Source organism: Rhodococcus sp. P4_E4 (genome assembly GCF_056401575.1).
In genome coordinates this window covers 229,456-249,925 of record NZ_JBFUJB010000001.1, presented here as the reverse complement: position 1 = coordinate 249,925, position 20,470 = coordinate 229,456, and the positions used below count along the sequence as shown (strand labels likewise).

Below are 20,470 nucleotides of genomic sequence, written 5' to 3'. Positions count from 1 at the left end.
TCACGTGACTATCGAAGTAGGCGACGCTCCCACCACTCGGGAGCGTCGCCGGGGGCCGATCGACCCGCGACTGTGGCGCCATTCCGCCTCTGCGCGCGGCTATCTGATCCTGACGGTCGCTCTGTCGATGGTGAACGTCGTGATGGTCATCGTCGCGGCGCTCATGATCGGCCGAGTGCTGGCCGGAGTGATCACCACTCGAACTGTGAATGTTTTTTCGTGGACAACCGAATTGGTTGTTCTGGCCGCAGCTGTGGCAGTCAGGGTTCTGGGGACCTGGTTGCAGACGAGGTATGCGCACCGGACGTCGACTCGCGTCGTTGCCGAGATCAAGAACGGCGTGCTGACGTCGGCGACGGCGATGAGTCCGCGCGATCTGGATCCTCGGCGTGACGAGATCGCGACCGTGGTCACCCGCGGTGTCGACGGCCTCGGTCCGTACCTGACGGGATACCTTCCGGCTCTGGTCCTGTCGGTGACACTGACGCCTATCACCCTGATAGTCATTGCGGTGCAGGACATGACGTCCGCGGTCATCATTTTCGTGACGCTGCCGCTGATCCCGATCTTCATGATTCTCATCGGCTTGCTGACGAAGGGTAAGTCGGAGAAGACGTTGGCAGCGATGACCACGCTGTCTTCGCAGCTGCTCGATCTACTTGCCGGACTGCCGACGCTGCGAGCGCTCGGTCGTCAGCAAGGCCCTGCCGAGCGTGTCCGTGAACTCGGTGACGCCCATCGACGGACGACCATGTCTGCTCTGCGCGTAGCGTTCCTGTCCTCGATGGTGCTTGAACTGCTCGCAACACTCTGCGTCGCATTGGTGGCCGTGAGCATCGGCTTGCGACTCGTGTACGGGGACATGTCACTCGAGCCGGGGATAGTCGCGTTGATCCTCGCGCCCGAGGTGTATCTGCCACTTCGGATGGTGGGAACCCAGTTCCACGCCGCCGAGGACGGAATGGCAGCAGCCGACAAGGCATTCGAGGTGATCGAGGCGGATTCTGCGGCACCGGAGGGTGGTAGCACGACGGTGGTCGCTTGCGGCGCCGACATCGTCTTCGACGGACTCGGCGTGACCTCTCGTGGGGGAGTCGCACCGTCTCAACTTTCCGCCGTGGCGTTGCCAGGGGCGATCACCGTGCTCACCGGTCCCAACGGCTGCGGCAAGTCGACGGCAGTGCACGCGCTACTCGGGCTGATCGAACCGAGCAGTGGCCGCGTGACGGTCGCCGGCGTCGATGTCCGAGACCTGGACGAGTACGCGTGGTGGAGTCAGTTGGCATGGCTTCCCCAGCATCCGGTCCTCCTACCCGGCACCGTTCGTGAAAATCTCGATCTCACCGGGGTCGTCGATGCGCAAGCATTGGCTCGCGCCGCTGCTGCGACGGGATTCGACGCGGTATTGGCCGAGCTGCCTGCGGGTGTCGAGACCGTTATCGGCGTCGGCGGCACAGGTTTGTCGCTGGGGCAGCGACAACGACTGGCGCTGACACGCGTGCTCGCCTCCGACCGCGCAGTTCTTGTCCTGGACGAACCCACCGCTCACCTCGATTCCGATTCTGAAGGGACAGTGTTGGCTTCTCTGAGAGCACGGGCGGAGCGCGGCGACACAGTTGTCGTGATCGGCCACCGTCCGAGTGTGCTCGCCGCAGCTGACCGGATCGTCGAGGTGCGCGCTCATGAGAAGTGACGCTCACGATCCGCTTCTGCGTGCTCTTCGGCTACTGGAACTTCGACCACGACGCGTACTGACTGCGGTGGCCGCCGGTGTGGCAACACTCGGTAGCGCACTCGCCTTGGCCGCGCTGTCCGCATGGTTGATCACGCGCGCATGGGAGATGCCTCCCGTTCTCGATCTCAGCGTCGCGGTGGTTGCCGTACGCGCCTTGGGAATCTCACGTGGTGTCTTCCGCTATCTCGAACGATTGACGACGCACGACGTCGCATTGCGCGGCACCACCGCAGCGCGGTCGAGGATCTACCAGCAGTTGGCAGCGGGAGATCCCGCGGCCGCCGCCGGACTACGACGCGGTGACCTGCTCTCCCGTACGGGCTCCGACGTGGACGCGCTGGGCGACGTCGTCGTCAAAGCGCTGATCCCGATTGCTGTTTCGGTTGTCCTCGCCTTCGCCGCGGTGGGAATCCTGTTGTTCATCTCGGTTCCGGCCGCACTCATTCTGGCTGTTGCGCTAGCGGTGTCCGGGATTGCGGCGCCCTGGCTGTCGGCGCGAGCTGCTCGACTTGCGGAGGCCGACAGTTCAGCTGCCGCAGCGCGATTCAGTGAGTCGGCGGTTACCGCGCTCGACCATTCCGCTGAGCTTCGAGTATCAGGTCGCTTGGATCAGGCGGTGAGCGAGGCTGTGTCCGCCGAGAACGAGGTGGTCGACGCGACCGATCGCGCGGCGGTACCGAGTGCCTTTGCCGCCGCTGCGACGCCCCTGGCAATCGGCGTGAGCGTCCTCGGTGCCCTGCTGATCGGAATTACGCTGTACGGAACCACCGACATGTCACCGATGTCCATGGGAATCCTTGTACTGCTTCCGCTGTCGGCTTTCGAGGGAACCGCGATACTGCCCAGCGCGGCAGTTGCATTGACCAAGGCGCGGCTGGCGTCGGCTCGCATCATGGCGGTACTCGATCGAGCCGACGCGGAACACGTCGAAGGAAATCGTGCGTGGCCGGAGAACGGGATTCTCAGCGTGCATGCATTGCAGGCGGGTTGGCCCGGGGGAAAGGTGACCGAACCGCTCTCCGTGGATCTTCCTCGCGGTGCCCGCGTTGCCGTCGTCGGGGAGAGTGGATCCGGAAAGACCACCGCACTGATGACGATGGCGGGGTTGCTGCCGCCCGTCGCGGGAACAGTTCGCGTTGGCGCAGTGGATATTTCGGATATCGATCCGGCCGACCTGCGCACGCACGTGGGGTACTTCGCCGAAGACGCACACCTCTTCGAGACGTCGGTACTCGAGAACCTGCGCGTTGCGCGGGGTGACCTCACCGCCGAGGACGCGGAGAAGGCACTTGCCGCAGTTGGTCTCGGCGACTGGTTGTCGGAACTGCCGGAAGGGCTCGATACCTACCTGGTCGGCGGTATGCGAGCGGTTTCGGGCGGTGAGCGTCGTCGGTTGCTGTTGGCACGCGCGATCGTCTCGCCTGCGGAGGTGCTGCTGCTCGACGAGCCGACCGAGCACATGGACGCGGAGGCAGGCGCTCAGTTGCTCCGCGAGTTGCTCAGTCGCGACGCAACGCTGGTCGATTCTTCGCGAACCGTTGTTGTCGTCACCCACCAACTTCCGGACGGCGCAGCAGCTGACCAGGTGATATGCGTCGGAAAAGTTTCTGTGGAAAATACGTTGCCGTCGTCGTGAAGTGGGCGTACTTTCTCCTTTACACAAGGAAGGAGGTGGTCTGAAATTGAAGTACAGACGGACGCGTGAGGTGGCTGCCAGCTAGCCGCAATCGCTGATGGAATTCACTTACCGCGTGAGCGGCCGGCGAATCCCAGGCAGCCACCCGACCCCCGAGCCCCCGATCAGTCCGACCGGGATCCGCGCGAAAGCGTGGGTGTGGCTCGGGGGTCGCTTCGTGCTGTGCGCCTTTATTAACCCCSGGCGKTTAATAAAGGCGCACAGCGTGGACAAGGATTAGGCCCCCACCATCCGCCGCGCTCGAGGATCGCTCTGACCTCGGCTGCAGTCCGGCACGAGGCCCCCTCCACCTCCTCCCAACCGAAGATCAGTGTGGCGTTGCCTGACAGTTCGGATGCGTTACCTCGCCGCCGATCCCGCAGTGCAGTCACCCGAGAAGAGTGGAAGGCAAAACCGTCGAGTCGAACGATCAGTGCGACACCGCAATTGCGGTAGTCGACGTCCTCGTAGAGAGTTCTCCCGTCGACGATGACCGGCGATTGCCGTCGTGCTTCCGGCAAACCGTGTGCTCGCTCGACTTCGATTGCGTAGCGATGTTCGAGTACCGACTGGACGCCGCGATCCAAGAGGTCCAATGTCGAGGACAGCGCTTTGACATATCGCCTCGGCCGGCGGCACTCCATTCGGGTGCGTAGTTCCACCCGGGACACCTTGCACGCCGTGGCGGATCGGACCAGAGAACGAGCGGCGTCGCGAGCCGACGGCTCTGCAACTGCCAGGTCAATTGCGGTGTCGGCCAGCGAAGTACGAGCAGGCTGCGTGGCAACGCCGATGTGGGCCTGAGCGCGTGAACGATGAACGATCACTCCGGGATGGGCAGTGGACCACCCCAACGGAACGGGGCGCGCCGGGGAGCGTTCGGGTCTGACCGTCGGACTCTGACAGCGTGAAGATCTGCCGTATCGGACAGTGATGTGGACCGGCAGTTCGGACTCGATGTGCGTGAGCCCCCACTCTTCAGCAGCAGTCCGGTGACTCAGGTAGGTCTCTCCGCCGCCGAACAGAAGGGCGGCCTCGAGAATCATTGCTCGGTTGAGTGGGCCGTTGGTGCTGGATAGAACGCCGTGGAGGACGGAAGTCCATTGACCCGATTCGACCAGATGTTGGATGCGCCGCGGTGAATAGCCGAAAGGGCGCAGCTGTTTATTGGTCGCGAGCCCGTGCTGGAAGTCGAAGAGTCTTCGGAGATCAGGATCGATGTAGTCGCAGTTCATGCGAATACCGTGAGATCGCGATCCGACAGGAATCGGTCGAAACTGCCGCTCCAGAGCCCGTCTGTGGAATTTGTCGGTGCCTGTGGATGGATCTGCTGTGCGCCTTTATTAACCGCCGGGGGTTAATAAAGGCGCACAGCAGAACTAGCCGATGTAGCGGGTCAGCCGCGCCGAGAGGCGCGGTTCCAGGCCACCGTCAGACATGATCCGCTCTTCGACGTACGCGAGGTCGCCGCCTTCGACGATGCCGTAGAGGCGCTTCGCGCCGCCGTACAGTGCACCGGACTGGCTGCGGATCACCACGTCGGTGGCAAGTTCCCACGACGCCTGGGTGAGCGCACGGCCGTAGTACATTTCGACGACGCCGGAGCTGTGGCTGAGCAGGAGTTCGACGACTTCCTGGTTGACGCTGCCCGGGATGCCGTCGCCGCCCATGCGCCAGTACCCGCTCTCGCGCAGATCAGGGCTCACGTACTTGCCCTCGGCGTCGAGACGCCAAGATCTGGACTCCCAATTGAGGTAGGGGCCGCCGTCGTGAGAGATGACGATCTGCTGACCGAAGGCGTAGTCACCGGTCTCGTCGTGCCCTTCGCCTTCGCCGCGCCAGACGCCGACGAGGGGGAGCAGTGCGAGGAGTTCGGGATTGATGTCCGGGCCGAGGCGCAGGTTTGCGGTGTCCTCTGGCAACGGAAGGTCCGGCAGGGTCGGAATGTTGAGCGACGCCGTCGACTTGGAGCGCTCGACGGCGATGGCGACAGCTTCGTCCCCGCTGCCGCGCCTTACGGCACCTGCAGCGGCGGAATCGTCAGCGGTCGCGTCGGACCCTGAATCCGGAGCCTGACTCACGACTCGTCGGTGACCAAGCGGTACACGACGTACACGGAGAACCAAGCGATCATGACGGATGCGAGTGCGAGGAGTACCTCGAAGAAAATGACCACGCCCCGCACCGAAGGGGTGCGGGGCCGCCTGGAAAAGCAGGAATTACTTGCTGACGGTCACGTCCACGTTGTGCACGCCCGAGCCCTCGGGAGCGACGGTGGATGTGCCGTTGCCCGAGCTGGACAGTGCACGCACGGTCCACTCGCCCGGAGCGGCGAAGAAGCGGAAATCGCCGGTTCCCGATGCCACGACCTCGGCCGTGAACTCTCCGGAGCCGTCGAGCAGACGCACGAATGCGCCGCCGATGGGCTGGCCGTCAGCGGCGAGAACGCGGCCGGTGATGACCGTTTCCTTCTCGACGTCGACGCCGGCAGGCAGGGTCTGCCCCTGGGTAGGTGCTCCACACATGATCAGGCTCCCAATTCGATCGGTGCGCCGACGAGTGAGCCGTATTCGACCCAGCTGCCGTCGTAGTTCTTGACGTTGTTCTTGCCGAGGATCTCCTGCAGTACGAACCAGGTGTGGCTCGAGCGCTCGCCGATGCGGCAGTAGGCGATCGTTTCCTTGGTGTCGTCGAAGCCCTTCTCCGCGTACAGCTTGGTGAGGTCGTCGTCCGACTTGAAGGTGCCGTCCTCGTTGGCGGTGGTGCTCCACGGAATGTTGATGGCTCCGGGGACGTGGCCACGCTGCTGCGCCTGCTCCTGCGGAAGGTGGGCGGGAGCGAGGATCTTGCCGGAGAACTCGTCAGGGCTGCGAACGTCGACGAGGTTCTTGCTGCCGATGGCGTCGATGACCTCGTCGCGGAATGCGCGGATCGAGAAGTCGGGGGTCTCGGCCTTGTACTGCGTGGCTTCGCGGTTGACTGCGTCCTTGGAGAGCGGGCGTCCGTCGAGTTCCCACTTCTTGCGGCCGCCGTCGATCAGCTTGATGTCCTGGTGGCCGTACAGCTTGAAGTACCAGTACGCGTAAGCAGCGAACCAGTTGTTGTTGCCACCGTAGAGAACGACGGTGTCGTCGTTCGCAATGCCCTTGGCGGAGAGCAGGTCCGAGAACTGCTCCTGGTTCAGGAAGTCGCGTCGGACGCCGTCCTGGAGGTCCTTGCGCCAGTCGAGCTTGACTGCACCCTCGATGTGGCCGCCGTCGTATGCGCTGGTGTCCTCGTCCACCTCGACAAAAACGGTCTTGGGGGTGTTGAGGTTCTGCTCAGCCCAGTCAGCGGAGACTAGGACGTCGGAGCGAGCCATGGTGTTCCTTTCGATGTGGTCTTGCATCGGTCGATATCTAGCAGGGGTTCAGCGGGGTTGTGTGGCAAGCGTTTTCACGCGGTGGTCGCGCGGCCGGTATTTCGCAGCCTGGCGACGAGTGGGTAGATCTGGCAGCCGAGGCAGATGCCGAACGCGGCGTTGAGCAGGGCCGCGAACAGGGCGAAGCCGGTGGCAACGGTGCCGACGATCGTCGACCCGGCCAGGAAACCGACCGTGCCTGCCAACGCGAAGACGAAGCCGACGAACTGAGCGAAGCGCAACGGCGCCACGGGTTCGCATTCGCTGACCGGCGAGAGTCGCGGGGCGACGAGCTTGCCGAAGATCTGGCCGTACGGGCTGCGCTTGGGGCCGAGTACCGCTCCGACTGCGAAGACGATCGCCTGCAATGCGAGAACGACGGTGGCGGCGGGCAGAGAGAAGGTCGAGAGGATGAGCGTGAGAACGAGAACGCCGGTGGTGACCCACGCGGCGAACCGAGGTCCGCGGACGTCGACTTGCTCGAGCTGGGCTGTGGTTGTGGACATCGGGAGTGCTCCTGCGCTGGATTGCATGGTGCTTGCCTGGACCGAGAAAAGGGGACGCAAAAGTCCCACTCGGTGGATTGATCACGTGAGCGAAAGCTCGAAGGTCAGAGAGATCTGACGGATGTGGTGATCAGCAACAGGTACAGCAACAGCCCCCGAGGCGGCACAGGTCTACTGCGCGGCGTCGGGTGAGCATCAGCTCGTGGCGGGTTTGCACGTCGGCGAGTTTACCCCGAATTCTCGGATTTTGGCTCGTGGGGTCCGGATAGTGGTACGAGCGCAGCTTTCAGATCGGCTGCGGACGGAACTCCGGACACTCGGAACTGTTCCTCCAGGCCACCGTCGAGGATGAACGTGGTGGGCAGCGACAGGACGCTCATTTCGCGTGCCAGGGCCGGTTCTTTGTCGATGTCGAGCTCGATCTCCACCGGCGGACGGGGAGCGTCCGCCATCGAAGCCACAACCTGGCCGACGACGCGGCGTACTGCCGCGCACGGTCCGCACCAGTCGGCGGAGAAATGCAGTACGACGGGCCCGCCGTTCGGCGAAGACACTCCGGCAGAACTCAGCAGTTCGAGGCGACTGTCAGCGGCGCCGGCTGCGGCAGGCGTGGTGACTCGGACCTTCCCGTTGCGTGACTTGAGAAAGAACCCGACCGCGACGACGGCGACAAGCGCGACCAGCAGAATTGTGATCCCGGTCATCGGTTCTGCAGCTCTGCGAGATCGATCGTCGTGTTTTCGGCGCTGCCTTCGATCACGATTCTTCCGCCTTCCGCGTAGACCAGGCTCGGCTGAATTCCGTAGGGGAGTGCCTGCGGATCGATCGTGTAGCTGAACAATCCGAGGACCACGGGTTCGAGTGCTGCGGGGATCGAGAAATCGGCTTTGCCCTCCGGACCGAAGTACAGGTTGCTGGCGACGATCTTGACCTGCCCACCTTCCAGAACCAGGTTGGCCTGGACGCTCACTGCAGTCTCGACCGGACCAACGGCAACCGTTCCGGTCAGCACGACGGCCCCCGCGGTGCTCGCCCCCGTTCCACCGCTGCCCCCGGTGCCATCCGACTTGTTGGCCGGCGGCGAAGATACCTGCAGGTCAGGGATGTTGAGCAGCTTTCCGAGGTCGGTGGCGTTGATTCCCATCCGGCCGTCGAGTTTGTCGACGGGGAGCTGGGTGACATTGCCGTTCACGATGTCGGAGAAGGGAACGGTGACCCCGCGCAGGTCGGCTTCGACGGTCACTTCGCCGACCACGTCGCTCTGGACGCCGGTAGCTCTGACGTAGACGTCCTTGTATTTCCCGCCGAGTGCTTGGGTGAGGAAGGGGAACCCGTTGAAGGTGACCTCCGGATCCGACTCGAGTGATGCGCCGGTTCGGAGCTCGCGGGAAACCCGGTACTCGGCGTACGCGGCAGCGCCGAAATCGGCCACCAGTCCGAGGCCGAGGAGAAAGACGATGCCGATGATCAGTTTGCGCACCGCACCATTGTGACGGACTCCGGTCGGGGTTCGATGCGACGGCCCCGGTACCAGGCACGCTAATGTAGGGACCGACCAAAAGCGTCGAACTACTCGAGCGTTGCCCTCACGGGTTGCGCGGGCTACTAGATAGGAGGCCGTGTGGAACTGCTCCTCCTCACCTCCGACCCCAACCCGGAAGCTGTACTACCGGCGTTGGCGTTGCTGGCGCACTCGGTTCGGCCTGCCCCCACAGAGGTTTCCTCGCTACTCGAGGCAAGTTCCGCGGACGTGGCATTGGTGGATGCGCGCACTGATCTAGCTGCCGCACGCGGGTTGTGTCGATTGCTCGGAAGCACAGGATCCGCAGTACCTGTGGTCGCCGTCCTCACCGAAGGCGGACTCGTTGCCGTCAACGCCGACTGGGGGTTGGACGACATCCTGCTTCCCGGTACCGGTCCGGCTGAGGTGGACGCCCGATTGCGGTTGTTGGTCGCCCGCAGCGGCGGTGTTGCCAGTCCGGAAGCGTCGGGAAAGATCACGCTGGGCGAACTGGTTATCGACGAGGGGACGTACACGGCACGACTGCGTGGACGGCCCCTTGATTTGACTTACAAGGAATTCGAGCTGCTCAAGTACCTCGCGCAGCATGCCGGTCGGGTATTCACCCGGGCACAGCTGTTGCAGGAAGTGTGGGGCTACGACTTCTTCGGCGGCACCAGGACGGTCGACGTCCACGTGCGTCGTCTGCGGGCGAAACTCGGCACCGAATACGAGTCCTTGATCGGTACAGTCCGAAATGTCGGATACAAGGCAGTGCGTCCGACGAGGGCCAAGGGCGGCGCAGCTGCTCCCGTTCAGTTCGAGGACGACGAAGACGTCGACTACGACGCGGCCGACGGATCGGTGGTCTGACGTGGGTTGGACAGATTCACTGCCGGCCGGATCCGCCGAGCAGGTTTCCGCGCTTCTCGATCGCGCGACCGAGTTCGACGGCAAGGCACCCGTGTCGGAACAGGGGCGCCATGCCGTTGCCGGACGCGGCGCAGCACGACACTTTCTCGAACTCGACGGCGATACGGTCGTCGGTTATGCACAGCTGCAAGCCGGTTCGGACGAGCATCCCGACATGGCCGAGTTGGTGGTCGACCCGCAGGCGCGGCGCCGTGGTATCGGAACCAGGCTTGCCGCAGCGGTATTCGACGAAGGTCGGCCGGGCACGCGAGTCTGGGCGCACGGAAACGTCGACGCCGCAGTGGAATTCGCCAAGAGCCTCGATCTGGTCAGCGTTCGTGAACTCCTCCAGCTGCGTCGACCGCTCGATGCTCCGCAGCTTCCGGAAATCGTTGTGCCCGAAGGTATAACGATGCGGACGTACCGTGGGCCCGAAGACGATTCCGAGATCCTTCGCGTCAACAACGCGGCCTTCTCCTGGCATCCCGAGCAGGGTGGCTGGACCCAGGCGGAGATCGACGAGAGAACGGCCGAAGGTTGGTTCGACCCTGCCGGTCTGTTCATGGCGTTCGCGGACACCGATCCCGATACTCTTCTCGGCTTTCACTGGACCAAGGTGCACGCACCCGAAGGTGACGATCCCGAGCTGGGGGAGGTGTACGTCGTGGGTATCGATCCCGCGGCGCAGGGACGTGGTCTCGGCCGAGTGCTGACTCTCGCAGGCATGCATTACCTGCGCGATCGCGGCCTCGGAACGGTCCTTCTGTACGTCGAAGGTGACAACACTGCCGCCCTCCACACGTACGAGCGACTCGGCTTCGATCGGTTCCACGTGGACATGGCTTACGCTCGCGCGCTCTGACGTCACAGTCGAACACGCAGAAATGTCCAGTCTGTTCATTCTCTGTTAACCATGTGTGGTCCAACCGGACACCGCGCCCGCCTACTTTTCTCTGTGGGCAGCGCCGTGTTGCCTGATGCAGATTTCAATCATTTTGCATCTCATGTCGCCGCCCGATCGTGGGCGTGGCGGTAGCGATTTCCGGAGGATCTTGGTGAATCTCAAGCGCAGTGGTGCCCTGCTCGGTGTAGTGGCCGTGGGCGCCATGACCTTGGCCGCATGTGGCAGCGACAACAACTCGTCGTCGACGGGTGTGGACGCGTCCGCATCGAACGCAACGTGCGAAGGCAAGAGCAACCTCTCTGCCGCTGGTTCCTCGGCACAGAAGAATGCCATGGACCAGTTCGTCGCCACCTACATCTCCGTGTGCCAGGAAAAGGGCAAGACCGTCAACGTCGCCTACAACCCCAGCGGTTCGGGCGACGGTCGCACGCAGTTCATCGCCGGCCAGATCGACTTCGCCGGCTCCGACTCGGCCATCAAGGACGAGCAGGCCGACAAGGCCAAGGAGCGTTGCGTCGGCGGCGAAGCCTGGAACCTTCCCCTCGTCTTCGGCCCGATCGCAGTTGCATACAACCTCGACGGCGTCGACAAGCTCGTTCTCAACGCAGAGGTTCTCGCGAAGATCTTCAACGGTGGCATCACCAAGTGGAACGATCCGGCAATCGCCGCGCTCAACTCCGGTGCTTCGCTTCCCGACGAGAAGATCACCACCGTGATCCGCTCCGATTCCTCAGGCACCACCGACAACTTCCAGAAGTACCTCGACGCGGCATCGAACGGTGCTTGGACGTCGGGCGCAGGGTCCGACTTCACCGGTGGCGTCGGTGAGGGCGCCAAGGGTTCGGCGGGCGTTGCACAGGCAGTTGCCACGGCACCGGGTTCGATCACCTACGTCGAGAAGTCGTTCGCCGATCAGAACAAGCTCTCGGTTGCAGAAATCAACACCGGCTCCGAGGCAGTCGCACTGACCAACGACTCGGCCGCAAAGTCGATCGCAGGCGCGAAGTTCAAGTCCGACGCAACCGGCGACCTGACGCTCGACCTCGCGTCGATCTTCAAGACCAACGAAGCCGGCGCATACCCGCTGGTTCTCGCCACGTACTCGATCGTCTGCTCCAAGGGCTACGACGCGGACACCACCGCAGCAGTGAAGTCGTTCCTGACGAGCGCGGCCAACGAGGGTCAGGCCAACCTGGCCGAGCAGGGTTACGTCCCGCTGCCGGCCAACGTCCAGGATCGCCTCAACGCGTCCATCACGGCAATCAGCTGACCTAGAGACTCGTGCGGACAAGCTCATGGATCTACATTCAGACGTGAAGGAAGTGAGCGCACATGAGTGACGCGCCCATCACCTCGACATCTCGTTCTCCCGGCCCCGCAACCAGCGGGGCCGGGGTGGGCGGTCCGAACGGCACCACGGAGGACACGATTACTTCCACCAAGGCTCCAGAAACCGAGCATCCTCCGAAGGGTGACGGTCCGGGAAGCGGCAACAGCAAGACGGTGACCCGTCCGGGTGACCGCATCTTCAGCTCGCTCGCATCCGGTTCGGCAATCTTCATCACGGTTGTCATCGCGGCGATCGGCGCGTTCCTGATCTGGCGTGCTGTTCCTGCTTTGAGCCGGAACCAGGTCAACTTCCTGACCAGCCGTGAATGGGTGACGCAGAACATCAACGCGATGGCGTTCGGTGTCCTCGATCTTTTCCAGGTCACGGTGTTGGTCTCGCTGTTCGCACTGGTGCTCGCGATGCCGATCGCACTGGGCATCGCGATCTTCCTGACTTCGTACTCACCCAAGTGGCTCACGCGGCCACTGTCGTACACGATCGACCTTCTCGCGGCCGTGCCGTCCATCGTCTACGGCCTGTGGGGACTTCTCGTGTTCGCTCCGGCGATCACCCCGGTCGCGGTGTGGCTCAACGACACTCTCGGCTGGTTCCCGCTCTTCGCCGACGGCAGCGGATCGATCACCGGCGGCGGCACCATCTTCACCGCAGGCATCGTCCTCGCCGTGATGATCCTTCCGGTCATCACCGCAGTGACCCGCGAGGTGTTCATCCAGACCCCGCGCTCACAGATCGAAGCTGCACTCGCTCTCGGCGCCACGCGCTGGGAAGTTGTGCGCACCACGGTCATCCCGTTCGGTAAGTCCGGCTACATCAGCGGCTCGATGCTCGGTCTCGGACGCGCACTCGGCGAGACGATGGCGCTGTACCTGATCCTGCGCACCACCTCTCAGGCCTTCGGCTGGTCGCTGTTCGACGGCGGCTCGACCATCGCCTCCAAGATCGCCCTCGGCTACGCGGAGTTCAACAACGACATCCAGGCAGGCGCGTACATCGCGGCCGGACTGGTGCTGTTCGTACTGACCTTCGTCGTCAACGCGGCTGCCCGCGCAGTGATCGCCGGAAAGAAGGACTGACCCATGACCTCCACTCTGGACCGGCCGGTCAAGGCCCCCACTTTCCAAGGCGTCGGCGCCCGTCGTCGTGCCAAGGACGTCATCGCGACCATCCTGGTGAGCCTGGCAGTCGTCATCGCGCTCATCCCGTTGGTCTGGGTGCTCTTCACGGTCATCGCAAAGGGCCTGCCCGCTCTGACGTCGCCCACGTGGTTCACCAACTCACTGAGCGGATTGACGGCGTCGGCCGACGGCGGCGGTATCTATCACGCATTGATCGGCACCCTGCTGCAAGGCATCGTGTGCGCGGTCTTCTCCATCCCGCTCGGTATCTTCGTCGCGATCTACCTGGTGGAGTACGCCGACCGGAAGTCGAAGCTGGGCAAGCTCACTACGTTCATGGTCGACATCCTCAGCGGTGTTCCGTCGATCGTGGCTGCGCTGTTCATCTACGCACTGTGGATCGCGACCTTCGGCTTCCCCAAGTCCGCGTTCGCCGTGTCGCTGGCTCTGGTCCTTCTCATGGTCCCGGTCGTCATCCGCTCCACCGAGGAAATGCTGCGCATCGTCCCGATGGATCTGCGCGAGGCGTCGTACGCGCTCGGTGTGCCGAAGTGGAAGACCATCTCGAAAATCGTTCTGCCGACGGCGCTTCCCGGCATCATCACCGGCGTCATGCTGGCCCTGGCTCGCGTGCTCGGTGAGACCGCGCCGCTGCTGATCCTCGTCGGCTACGCGCCGTTCATCAACTTCGACCTGTTCAACGGCGAAATGGGCACTCTGCCTTCCGTCATGGTCGCCGAGATGAACAACCCCACCGACGCCGGCACCAACCGCATCTGGGGCGCAGCACTGACCCTGATCCTGCTGATCGCGATCCTCAACATCGTCGCGAAGCTGATCGGTCACTTCTCACAGGTCAGAAGCAAGTGATGCGGCCTCGGAACATGTTCGTACTCAACAGCGTCAACAACTCAGTAGGGAGCCGGTAATGGCCAAGCGTCTGGATCTCAAGGACGTCAACATCTACTACGGCAAGTTCCACGCCGTCGCCGATGTGGGCCTGTCCGTCCCGCCCCGGAGCGTCACCGCCTTCATCGGCCCGTCCGGTTGCGGCAAGTCCACCGTTCTCCGTTCACTCAACCGCATGCACGAAGTGATTCCCGGTGCGCGCGTCGAGGGTTCGGTCCTGCTCGACGGCGAGGACATCTACGGCTCGAACGTCGATCCTGTCGGCGTCCGCAAGACCATCGGCATGGTGTTCCAGCGACCCAACCCCTTCCCGACCATGTCCATCAAGGACAACGTCGTCGCGGGCTTGAAGTTGCAGGGCGAGCGCAGCAAGAAGAAGCTCGACGAGGTGGCCGAGCGTTCGCTGCGCGGTGCCAACCTGTGGACCGAGGTCAAGGATCGCCTCGACAAGCCCGGTGGCGGCCTCTCAGGCGGTCAGCAGCAGCGTCTGTGCATCGCGCGTGCCATCGCGGTCTCGCCCGACGTTCTGCTCATGGACGAGCCGTGCTCCGCGCTCGACCCGATCTCGACTCTCGCGATCGAGGACCTGATCACCGAGCTGAAGAAGGACTTCACGATCGTCATCGTCACGCACAACATGCAGCAGGCTGCGCGTGTGAGTGACCAGACGGCATTCTTCAACCTCGAGGCAACCGGTAAGCCCGGTCAGCTCGTCGAGATCGACGACACCGAGAAGATCTTCTCGAACCCGACGCAGAAGGCCACCGAGGACTACATCTCCGGCCGCTTCGGATAGCCCCTGGGATTGCACACTGCACGATCATGTTTCACCCCCGTTTCCAACAGGAGACGGGGGTGAAACTTTTTGGTTGTGGTGATAGTTCCCACTCCGGGGCGCAGAGCTGAGCGTCGTTGGGCGCCCGAATAATTCGATGAGCAGCGCAAGTGCGCCGAGTGGGCGCTGAAGTAGCCGACGATGTGAATCTCGTGGATACTGACGACGCTTCGGGCAATGCTAATCTCGGCCCGACAGCACGCTGTCGATCGATGTCGTTTCACAACCGGAAGGGCTTGTCAGTGCACCTCACCCCTTCAGATACCGAAAAGCTCCTCCTGAGCGTTGCGGGCATGGTCGCCCGCGACCGCCGCGAGCGCGGGGTACTGCTGAACTACCCCGAAGCGATGGCCCTGATCTCGTGTTGGATTCTCGAGCGTGCGCGTGACGGAATGACGGTTGCGGAACTGATGAACGCCGGTCGGCAAGTGCTCACCCGCGACGACGTGATGGAAGGGGTACCCGAGATGATTGCAAACGTCCAGGTGGAGGCCACTTTCCCGGACGGTCGCAAGCTGGTCACCGTGACGGAGCCCATTCGATGATCCCCGGTGAGGTACGTGTGTCCACCGAACCGCTCGAGTTCGGCACTGACGCGGAAAAGATCACGATGGTCGTCGTCAACGACGGCGATCGCCCCATTCAGATCGGTTCACATCTCCACCTTCCAGCGGCCAACCCGGCGCTGACCTTCGATCGCGAAGCGGCAGACGGCTTCCGGCTCGACATCCCCTCGGGAACGTCGGTTCGGTTCGAACCCGGGGTAAGCAGGACGGTGACACTGATCGCGCTCGGCGGACTCAAAAGGGTTCCGGGCCTGCAGATCGTGCCGGACGAAGACCTACCGACGCATGCGCGTGAGCCCAAGACCGTGATGCCGTTCGGCACGCCCGGTGTCGAGGTCGAAGAACCTTTGCGAGCCTCTTCGGTGAACGTTCGTGTGAGTGATGTTCCAGTCGAGGCGGATTCACCGGACGATGCCGCGACGCCAGTTGAGAGGACAGCCGAATGAGCAGGATCGATCGACGCGGTTACGCCTCCTTGTACGGCCCGACCGCTGGCGACCAGATCCGTTTGGCCGACACAGATCTGTGGATCGAGATCGAGCACGACTACACCGCGACCGGCGACGAGATGGTCTTCGGCGGCGGCAAGAGCATCCGCGAGTCGATGGGCCAGGGCCTGACCACTCGCGACCAGGGCGCTCTCGACGTCGTCATCACCAACACGGTGATCCTCGATCACTGGGGAATCGTCCGGGCAGACGTCGGAATTCGCGACGGACGCATCGTTGCGATCGGCAAGTCCGGTAACCCCGACATCATGGATGGCGTGCACCCCAAGTTGCTCATCGGGCCGAGCACCGACGTGATCGCCGGCGAGGGGAAGATCCTCACCGCGGGTGCGATCGACACTCACGTGCACTTCCTCAGTGAAATCGAGATGATGGAAGCGCTCGCGACCGGTACGACGACGGTGGCGGGCGGCGGAACGGGCCCAACCGAGGGAAGCAAGGCAACCACCGTCACGCCCGGCGCCTGGTCGCTGACGATGATGCACCGGGCCCTCGACCACATCCCGCTCAACGTTCTTCTCCTCGGCAAGGGCAGCACCGTCAGCCATGAGGCCATGCGTCAGGAAGCTCTCGCCGGCGCAGGTGGATTCAAGGTCCACGAGGACTGGGGTTCCACTCCGGCCGCAATCGACGCAGCTCTGCGAGCAGCCGACGAGTTCGGGCTCCAGGTGGCGCTGCACGCCGACAGCCTCAACGAAACCGGCTACGTACAGCACACTTTGGACGCGATCGCCGGACGCGGGATCCACGTGTTCCATGCGGAAGGCGCCGGCGGCGGGCACGCTCCGGACATCATCGTGACGGCAGGTGAGCCGAACGTTCTTCCGGCATCGACCAATCCGACGTTGCCGCACACCGTCAACACGGTTGCCGAGCACCTCGACATGCTCATCGTGTGTCATGCGCTCAATCCCCGGGTTCCGGAGGATCTTGCCTTTGCCGAGTCCCGGATCCGGCCGACAACTATTGCAGCCGAAGACTTTCTGCACGACATCGGTGCCATCTCCATCACCTCGTCCGACGCCCAGGCGATGGGCCGTATCGGTGAGGTGACCCTGCGGACGTGGCAGGTCGCCCACGTCATGAAGGCCCAGTACGGCAAGCTGGGCACCAGCATGCCGGCCGACAACGAGCGTGCGCGGCGTTACGTCGCCAAGTACACGATCTGCCCCGCGGTGGCTCACGGTATCGATCACGAGATCGGATCGGTCGAGGCCGGGAAGATGGCGGACCTGGTGCTGTGGGATCCCGCGTTCTTCGGTGTCCGCCCTTCTGCCGTGATCAAGGGTGGGGCGATAGTTGCTGCGCCGCTGGGTGATCCGAACGCTGCTATCCCGACCCCGCAGCCGGTGTTCGTTCGGCCGGCCATCGCGGCAACTCCGGGATCAGCCCCGCACCTGTCCACGACGTTCGTCTCGCCGATGGCGATCGAGGACGGTCTGGCCGGTCGTCTCGGTCTCACGCGCACCCTTACCGGTGTTCGTCCGACGCGGCACCTCACCAAGGCGGATATGCCGAACAACACGGCACTGCCGTCCATCGACGTCGATCCGGAGACGTTTGCCATCAAGGTCAACGGCGACCTGATCGCTCCCAACCCCGTTGACGTAGTGCCGATGGCTCAGCGCTACATGCTGTTCTGAAACCATGTCAATCGAGATGGCGTCTGCCGAGATAGCATCGATGCTCTTGGCAGACGGGCGTCTGCCTACCGGCGGTCACGCTCACTCGTCGGGGTTGGAACCGGCACTGGCGGGCGGACTCCTACAGAGTCAGGTCCCCGACTTCATTCGCGGTCGACTCGAAACAGTGGGACTTGTCGAGGCCGCTGCAGCGGTGGTCACGCGCCGCTGGGCCGTAAGTGCCGGTGGTGCAGGCGAACTCGAGGACATCTCGCGGGAACTGCTCGCTCGGACCCCCAGCGCACCGCTGCGTGAGGCGTCGATTCAGCTCGGGCGTGGACTGGCCAGGTTGGCGTCGCGATTGTGGCCGCAGCACCCCGCGGTGCAGATGCTCATGGCGCTGCCTGGGCATCCGATGCGTCCGCTCGCGTTGGGAGTCTTCACGGCGATCTCCGGGATGGACGACCTACAGGCAGCTAGATCTTGTTTGTACGACGACGCTCAAACAGTGGCGTCGGCGGCACTGAAGCTACTGCCGGTGGATCCGGCAGAACCGGTCGAATGGTTGCTCCGAGCAGCCTCGACCATCGAAACCGTCGCCGCGGCTGCCGTAGCCGTCGAGGGCGTCACAGATATACCCGCAACAACAGGACCGTTGGTCGAACAATGGTCACTCGAACACCACGCTCGATCCAGGAGGATTTTCCGTGCTTGACAACCTGAACAACACCACCACTGCTGCAAGAGGTTTGAGGCTCGGCGTTGCCGGCCCCGTCGGCACCGGCAAAAGTACCCTCATCGCCACCATCTGCCGCGAGCTCGCGTCGGAGTACGAGATCGCGGTGGTCACCAACGACATCTACACCGACGAGGACGCGCGACTGTTGCGCGCGGCCAACGTACTTCCGATCGAGCGCATCGTCGCAGTCGAGACCGGAGCGTGCCCGCACACGGCCATCCGTGACGACGTGACGCCGAACCTCATTGCGGTCGAAGACCTCGAGCGTCAGTTCCATCCCCTCGACATGGTGATCGTGGAAAGCGGCGGTGACAACCTGACCGCCACGTTCAGCCCGGCACTGGTCGACGCCCAGATCTTCTGCATCGACGTCGCGGGCGGCGGAGACGTCGCACGTAAGGGTGGTCCCGGCATCGAGCGGGCAGATCTGTTGGTGGTCAACAAGATCGACCTGGCCCCGTACGTCGACGTCGACGCGGTCCAGATGGTTGCCGATGCCACGGCCGCGCGAGACGGACTTCCTGTTCTCGCGCTCAGTCAGAAGGATCACGCGACGATCGACCAGCTCAGTGCGTGGCTTCGCCAGGTCATCGCAGCTCACCGCGCGGGTAGTCACACCCCGCAGGATCCGGGGCCGATGGCGCCGCACTTCCATGCCGATGAAGAAGACCACGGACACGGTCACGGGCACAGCCACTCTCACGCTCACTGATGCGCACCGGAGCTACGCGGGTCGTCGTCGAGAGAGTGGGTGACACCGCTGTTGCGCGAGAGCTGATCTCGGGCGACTTCCTGGCCCCGCGGTTCGTCGACGCTCGCGGGCTCACCGTGCGAATTGCCTTGGTAGGGCACAGTGCAACGCTGCTGGCCGGCGACGACCTGCGTATCGAATTCGTAGTCGCTCCGGGTACGTGCCTCGAGGTGATCGAGCCGTCGGGGACCGTCGCGTACAACGCGCGTGGCGGCCGGGCGTCGTGGTCGGCTTCGGCGAGCGTCGGCGCCGGTGCGGCGCTGATCTGGCGCGCGGCACCGTTTGTCGTCGCGGGCGGCGCGGATGTGACCAGGCGCGTGGATATTTCACTGGAATCCGATGCGGTTGCGCTGCTCGACGAGATGATCGTGTTCGGCCGGACCGGCGAAACCGGCGGTGCCCTTCGCTCGGATCAGCGCATTACCGTCGACGGTGACGCGCTGCTCGTGGAAACACTCGACCTGAGTAGCGTGCCGGGCCGTTCGCTGCCGGGAATTCTCGGTGGCCATCGCGTGCTCGGTACGACCATGCTGTTGGGGATCAAGACTTCCGACGTGGTCGAAGGGCACGTGACGCCGCTGGCGGGAGCAGGGATGCTGGCACGGGCCGTGGCCGATCACGCACACGAGGCGAGCGCAGCGTTGGATCCGATCTGGTCGCAGTGGCGTGGGCGGGTTTCGCAGAAGTACAGCGACTGATTCGCCCGACCGTCACACTTCGGGAGGCTGCGTCGTCCAGTATGTGACCAGGCCGAAGAGAGCCGGGCGCACGGGTTTGACGGAGGCATCATGCAGATTGTTGTTCTGGGCGGAACCGGCCAGATGGGAAAGCTGGTCGTCGAGCAGGCGAAAATCGGGGGCCATGACGTCGTCGCCGCCGCTCGATCGACGGGAGTCGACATCTCCACGGGTGCGGGGTTGGACGAAGCATTTGTCGGTGCCGACGTTGTCATCGACGTGAGTGATCACGTCACCAACAGTGCCAAGAAGGCGATCGAGTTCTTCGAGACGGCAGCGAAGAACATCGCCGCGGCCGAAGCCAGAGCAGGCGTGAAGCATCACGTGCTGCTCTCGATCGTGAACTGCGACGATCCGCAGTTGAAGTCCTTCGGGTACTACCAGGGAAAGGCCGCGCAGGAACGCGCGGTGGAAGCGTCGGGCATTCCCTTCACGATCCTGCGATCCACTCAGTGGTTCGAGTTCGGCGAGAAGACCATCGCGCTCTTCGGACTGGGGCCGGTCGCGATGGTTCCCCAGATGCGCTCCCAACCGATAGCGGCGAAGACCGTCGCCGAGGCTCTGGTGACATGCGCTCAGAACGGTCCGACCGGGAGGGCTCCAGATCTCGCCGGGCCTGAGGTCCTCGAGATCCCGGCCATGACGCGTGAGATTTTGAAATACCGTGGCCGGCGCAAGTGGCTGATCCCGATCTCGATGCCGG

22 protein-coding genes and 1 pseudogene are annotated in these 20,470 nt (G+C 63.6%); 15 read left to right on the top strand and 8 right to left on the bottom strand.

The features are described from left to right. Positions 1-4: 4 nt before the first annotated feature. Both cydD and cydC read left to right on the top strand, forming a co-directional pair. The gene (gene cydD / locus AC1DVN_RS01190; protein WP_477993186.1) at positions 5-1,693 is read left to right on the top strand and encodes a thiol reductant ABC exporter subunit CydD; all 1,689 of its coding nucleotides are present in this window, start codon (positions 5-7) and stop codon (positions 1,691-1,693) included. Further along, the gene (cydC, locus tag AC1DVN_RS01185; RefSeq protein ID WP_019745093.1) at positions 1,683-3,371 is read left to right on the top strand and encodes a thiol reductant ABC exporter subunit CydC; all 1,689 of its coding nucleotides are present in this window, start codon (positions 1,683-1,685) and stop codon (positions 3,369-3,371) included. Before cydD ends, cydC begins: the two co-directional genes overlap by 11 nt. 233 nt (positions 3,372-3,604) lie before the next feature. Here the strand turns inward: cydC and AC1DVN_RS01180 are convergent, their stop codons facing one another. From AC1DVN_RS01180 to AC1DVN_RS01145, 8 genes are all read right to left on the bottom strand, one after another. Next, a complete protein-coding gene (locus AC1DVN_RS01180) occupies positions 3,605-4,645 on the bottom strand; it encodes a hypothetical protein (RefSeq protein WP_477993184.1) in 1,041 nt (346 codons plus the stop codon). Positions 4,646-4,789: 144 nt separating this feature from the next. After that, positions 4,790-5,395, bottom strand: coding sequence for a heme-binding beta-barrel domain-containing protein (locus AC1DVN_RS01175; RefSeq protein WP_170320401.1), 606 nt, complete (start codon positions 5,393-5,395; stop codon positions 4,790-4,792). Between the two features lie 234 nt (positions 5,396-5,629). Continuing rightward, the gene (locus AC1DVN_RS01170) at positions 5,630-5,935 is read right to left on the bottom strand and encodes a DUF1416 domain-containing protein (protein WP_003939797.1); all 306 of its coding nucleotides are present in this window, start codon (positions 5,933-5,935) and stop codon (positions 5,630-5,632) included. A 2-nt stretch (positions 5,936-5,937) separates the two neighbouring features. Next, positions 5,938-6,771 (bottom strand): sulfurtransferase, encoded by an 834-nt coding sequence (locus AC1DVN_RS01165; RefSeq protein WP_020908929.1) that lies wholly within the window; start codon positions 6,769-6,771, stop codon positions 5,938-5,940. Between the two features lie 74 nt (positions 6,772-6,845). Then, entirely contained in the window at positions 6,846-7,316 is a 471-nt protein-coding gene (locus AC1DVN_RS01160) for a DUF4395 domain-containing protein (RefSeq protein ID WP_477993182.1), read from the bottom strand. Positions 7,317-7,446: 130 nt separating this feature from the next. Continuing rightward, the gene (locus AC1DVN_RS01155; RefSeq protein WP_350318872.1) at positions 7,447-7,533 is read right to left on the bottom strand and encodes a putative leader peptide; all 87 of its coding nucleotides are present in this window, start codon (positions 7,531-7,533) and stop codon (positions 7,447-7,449) included. A gap of 10 nt (positions 7,534-7,543) precedes the next feature. Then, entirely contained in the window at positions 7,544-8,020 is a 477-nt protein-coding gene (locus AC1DVN_RS01150) for a thioredoxin family protein (RefSeq protein WP_269576959.1), read from the bottom strand. Continuing rightward, entirely contained in the window at positions 8,017-8,796 is a 780-nt protein-coding gene (locus AC1DVN_RS01145) for an LmeA family phospholipid-binding protein (RefSeq protein WP_003939847.1), read from the bottom strand. The genes AC1DVN_RS01150 and AC1DVN_RS01145 overlap by 4 nt, the downstream gene beginning before the upstream one ends. A gap of 141 nt (positions 8,797-8,937) precedes the next feature. Between AC1DVN_RS01145 and AC1DVN_RS01140 the strand changes: the two genes are divergently transcribed. The 13 genes and pseudogenes from AC1DVN_RS01140 to AC1DVN_RS01080 all read left to right on the top strand — a co-directional run. Beyond that, positions 8,938-9,690, top strand: a complete 753-nt coding sequence (locus AC1DVN_RS01140) for a winged helix-turn-helix transcriptional regulator (protein WP_003939728.1) — start codon at positions 8,938-8,940, stop codon at positions 9,688-9,690. Between the two features lies 1 nt (position 9,691). Beyond that, on the top strand, positions 9,692-10,591 hold the full coding sequence (gene mshD / locus AC1DVN_RS01135) for a mycothiol synthase (RefSeq protein WP_029256122.1): 900 nt from the start codon (positions 9,692-9,694) through the stop codon (positions 10,589-10,591). A 193-nt stretch (positions 10,592-10,784) separates the two neighbouring features. Beyond that, on the top strand, positions 10,785-11,903 hold the full coding sequence (gene pstS, locus AC1DVN_RS01130; RefSeq protein ID WP_019745088.1) for a phosphate ABC transporter substrate-binding protein PstS: 1,119 nt from the start codon (positions 10,785-10,787) through the stop codon (positions 11,901-11,903). A 62-nt stretch (positions 11,904-11,965) separates the two neighbouring features. Next, positions 11,966-13,057: a phosphate ABC transporter permease subunit PstC gene (pstC, locus tag AC1DVN_RS01125; RefSeq protein WP_007733846.1), complete on the top strand. Its 1,092-nt coding sequence runs from the start codon at positions 11,966-11,968 to the stop codon at positions 13,055-13,057. Between the two features lie 3 nt (positions 13,058-13,060). Further along, positions 13,061-13,969 carry a phosphate ABC transporter permease PstA gene (pstA, locus tag AC1DVN_RS01120; RefSeq protein ID WP_003940100.1) on the top strand — a complete coding sequence of 303 codons (909 nt, stop codon included), beginning with the start codon at positions 13,061-13,063 and terminating at the stop codon, positions 13,967-13,969. A 58-nt stretch (positions 13,970-14,027) separates the two neighbouring features. After that, positions 14,028-14,804: a phosphate ABC transporter ATP-binding protein PstB gene (gene pstB, locus AC1DVN_RS01115; RefSeq protein WP_019745087.1), complete on the top strand. Its 777-nt coding sequence runs from the start codon at positions 14,028-14,030 to the stop codon at positions 14,802-14,804. Positions 14,805-15,085: 281 nt separating this feature from the next. Further along, positions 15,086-15,388: an urease subunit gamma gene (gene ureA, locus AC1DVN_RS01110; RefSeq protein WP_003939800.1), complete on the top strand. Its 303-nt coding sequence runs from the start codon at positions 15,086-15,088 to the stop codon at positions 15,386-15,388. Then, positions 15,385-15,855 (top strand): urease subunit beta, encoded by a 471-nt coding sequence (gene ureB / locus AC1DVN_RS01105; RefSeq protein ID WP_020908924.1) that lies wholly within the window; start codon positions 15,385-15,387, stop codon positions 15,853-15,855. Before ureA ends, ureB begins: the two co-directional genes overlap by 4 nt. Further along, complete coding sequence (locus tag AC1DVN_RS01100) at positions 15,852-17,561, top strand: urease subunit alpha (protein ID WP_019745084.1); 1,710 nt, start codon at positions 15,852-15,854, stop codon at positions 17,559-17,561. Before ureB ends, AC1DVN_RS01100 begins: the two co-directional genes overlap by 4 nt. 4 nt (positions 17,562-17,565) lie before the next feature. Next, entirely contained in the window at positions 17,566-18,255 is a 690-nt protein-coding gene (locus AC1DVN_RS01095) for an urease accessory protein UreF (RefSeq protein WP_378667005.1), read from the top strand. Continuing rightward, entirely contained in the window at positions 18,248-18,991 is a 744-nt protein-coding gene (ureG, locus tag AC1DVN_RS01090; protein WP_020908922.1) for an urease accessory protein UreG, read from the top strand. Before AC1DVN_RS01095 ends, ureG begins: the two co-directional genes overlap by 8 nt. Continuing rightward, entirely contained in the window at positions 18,991-19,728 is a 738-nt protein-coding gene (locus AC1DVN_RS01085; RefSeq protein WP_020908921.1) for an urease accessory protein UreD, read from the top strand. The genes ureG and AC1DVN_RS01085 overlap by 1 nt, the downstream gene beginning before the upstream one ends. A gap of 90 nt (positions 19,729-19,818) precedes the next feature. Next, a pseudogene (locus AC1DVN_RS01080) lies at positions 19,819-20,289 on the top strand (SDR family oxidoreductase); the annotation flags it as partial. Positions 20,290-20,470 lie beyond the last annotated feature (181 nt).